Annotated in this window: 4 protein-coding genes; 1 reads left to right on the forward strand and 3 read right to left on the reverse strand. The window is 43.5% G+C overall.

What is annotated here, in order from left to right:
- On the forward strand, positions 1 to 203 hold a 203-nt coding region (locus AC1DPZ_RS25930; RefSeq protein ID WP_477408932.1), incomplete at its 5' end, for a hypothetical protein.
- 116 nt (positions 204 to 319) lie between these two features.
- Here the strand turns inward: AC1DPZ_RS25930 and AC1DPZ_RS25935 are convergent.
- The 3 genes from AC1DPZ_RS25935 to AC1DPZ_RS25945 form a co-directional block, all read right to left on the reverse strand.
- Complete coding sequence (locus tag AC1DPZ_RS25935) at positions 320 to 790, reverse strand: OsmC family protein (protein WP_477408935.1); 471 nt, start codon at positions 788 to 790, stop codon at positions 320 to 322.
- A 27-nt stretch (positions 791 to 817) separates the two neighbouring features.
- Positions 818 to 1825 carry an aldo/keto reductase gene (locus AC1DPZ_RS25940; protein ID WP_477408937.1) on the reverse strand — a complete coding sequence of 336 codons (1008 nt, stop codon included), beginning with the start codon at positions 1823 to 1825 and terminating at the stop codon, positions 818 to 820.
- Positions 1826 to 1923: 98 nt separating this feature from the next.
- A partial coding sequence (locus AC1DPZ_RS25945; RefSeq protein WP_477408939.1) for a hypothetical protein occupies positions 1924 to 2150 on the reverse strand: 227 nt, incomplete at its 5' end.

The following is a 2150-nucleotide window of genomic DNA, read 5'->3' on the forward strand; positions in this document are numbered from 1 at the left end:
TTAACAAAGAGAGTAGTTTGCACCTGGATAAAATTAATGATCCTGATTACTTAGGCTTTATTGCTTTTGAAGAACCGGCTAATGTATTCTCATACACTGCCGGTGAACGGTCATTAAGTGTAGCTGAAGTTGAGGAAGTTATTGAGCAGTTAACGCATATAAGAGATAATCCGAACCTGTGGAATTCATTAGGTAACCTGTAAATAAACAAGGCTGTTAACCTACAGGTTACTATATAAACTTTATTAAGATAAATCAGGGTGTTCTATTTGAACTGCGGATTAAATCCAGATACTTTTAGATGAAAAAATTGAGAATATTAACCCGCTACCCGATACTGTGCTTCGTGTAAAACCGGGAATTTAACCGAGTTTGCAATAAAGCACAATTTATTTGCCTCATGGTGCAATTCATCAGCCTTAGCCTGCATCGCTGCATCCTTTAGTGTTATCAATGGCTTTAATATCACCCCGGAAAAATAGCCGCCGCCATCGCTTGTTTCAACCATGGTACCTTCTGCATTATCTTCATAAGCAGTTACAACAACACCAGCCGTGGTGCAAAGGTGCAGGTACCACAACATATGACATGCGGATATGGATGAAAGCAACATGTCCTCCGGGTTATAGCAGGATTTATCTCCTCTAAATGCCGGATCCGACGAACCTAAAATATCCTGCTTACCCTCAATGCTGATAGTGTGACTGCGTTCATAAGAGCGATAATCCTTTGTTCCCACCCCCGTGTTACCCGTCCATCTGATGTTGGCTTTATAATGATGATCTTTCATTGGCTGATATTCAATAAAACCCGTAAACTACAGGTTGGTCATTTTCAAAGATGCCTCGGTATAGCGCTGGCCTGTATCAGGATATTTTTTTAACAGGTTGCCTACCTCCTGCAGATCAGCAGCCGATAAATTAACGTCAACGGCTCCGGCATTTTCCTGCAGGTACTTGCGTTTTTTGGTGCCGGGGATGGGGATTATATCATCGCCCTGCGCCAGTACCCAGGCTAAAGCAAGTTGAGCCGGTGTAACATTCTTTTGCTGCGCCAAATCGGCAAAAGCATCGGCAAGCTTTTGATTGTTATCCCAGTTATCGTCACTAAAACGCGGCAGCGTCCGGCGGAAATCATCAGCAGCCAAATCATCCTTGCTCACAGTGTTGGTAACCAAACCACGGGCCAGCGGACTGTATGGCACTAATGATATGTTCAACTCTCGCAACACAGGCAATATTTCGTGCTCCACATCGCGGCTCAACAATGAGTATTCGCTTTGCAGTGCAGCAATAGGATGAATAGCGTGGGCTTTACGGATACTGGCTGCCGAGGCTTCTGATAAGCCAAGATAACGTACTTTACCTTCCTTCACCAGTTCGGCCATGGCGCCTACCATATCTTCAACGGGTATGCTGGGGTCAATGCGGTGAGCGTAGTATAGGTCGATAGTATCGATATCTAACCGTTTCAGGCTTTTTTCAACCGCGGTTTTAATATAAGCCGGCGATCCGTCGAAATACACATTTGAACTCCCGCTGCCCGAATACGGCGCACTGGCGTCCCTGTACCTGAAACCAAATTTGGTGGCTATAAATACCTTATCGCGGTTTTGCTTAAGTACTTTGGCAATCAACTCTTCGTTTTTGCCATTGGCATACATATCTGCAGTATCCAAAAAGTTTATACCCAGATCAAGTGCCAGGTTAAGTGTGGCTAATGATTCCTCATTATCAACAGGACCATAAGCGAAACTCATCCCCATACAGCCTAAGCCAATGGCCGATAGTTTTTCGCTGGTGTTCCCTAAATTTCTGTATTCCATAGGTTTTTTGTTTTTGTTGATACAAATTTAAACCCGCAATAAGGCCGGGAGGTTATCAATATCAAACCAAAACTTACAAAATTCAAACAGCTGCTTTATTACTTATTACGCATTGCTGTTATTTTTTGATGAGCCAGCTTTGGCAGGCTGGTATTACCGCTTTGCCTATCGTAGGTTAGTTTATGGTAAGTTATTAACCATGTACCCTTTTGTTTCTCCAGCCGGGTGTTGTAGTTGCCAATTGTTGTCCAAATCTCGTCGCCAATAAAATGATCTGCTTTGCCAACATAAAACACATCGGCCTCATGACCGTGCAGCTGTACCT

This window comes from Mucilaginibacter sp. P4_G9 (assembly GCF_056400985.1).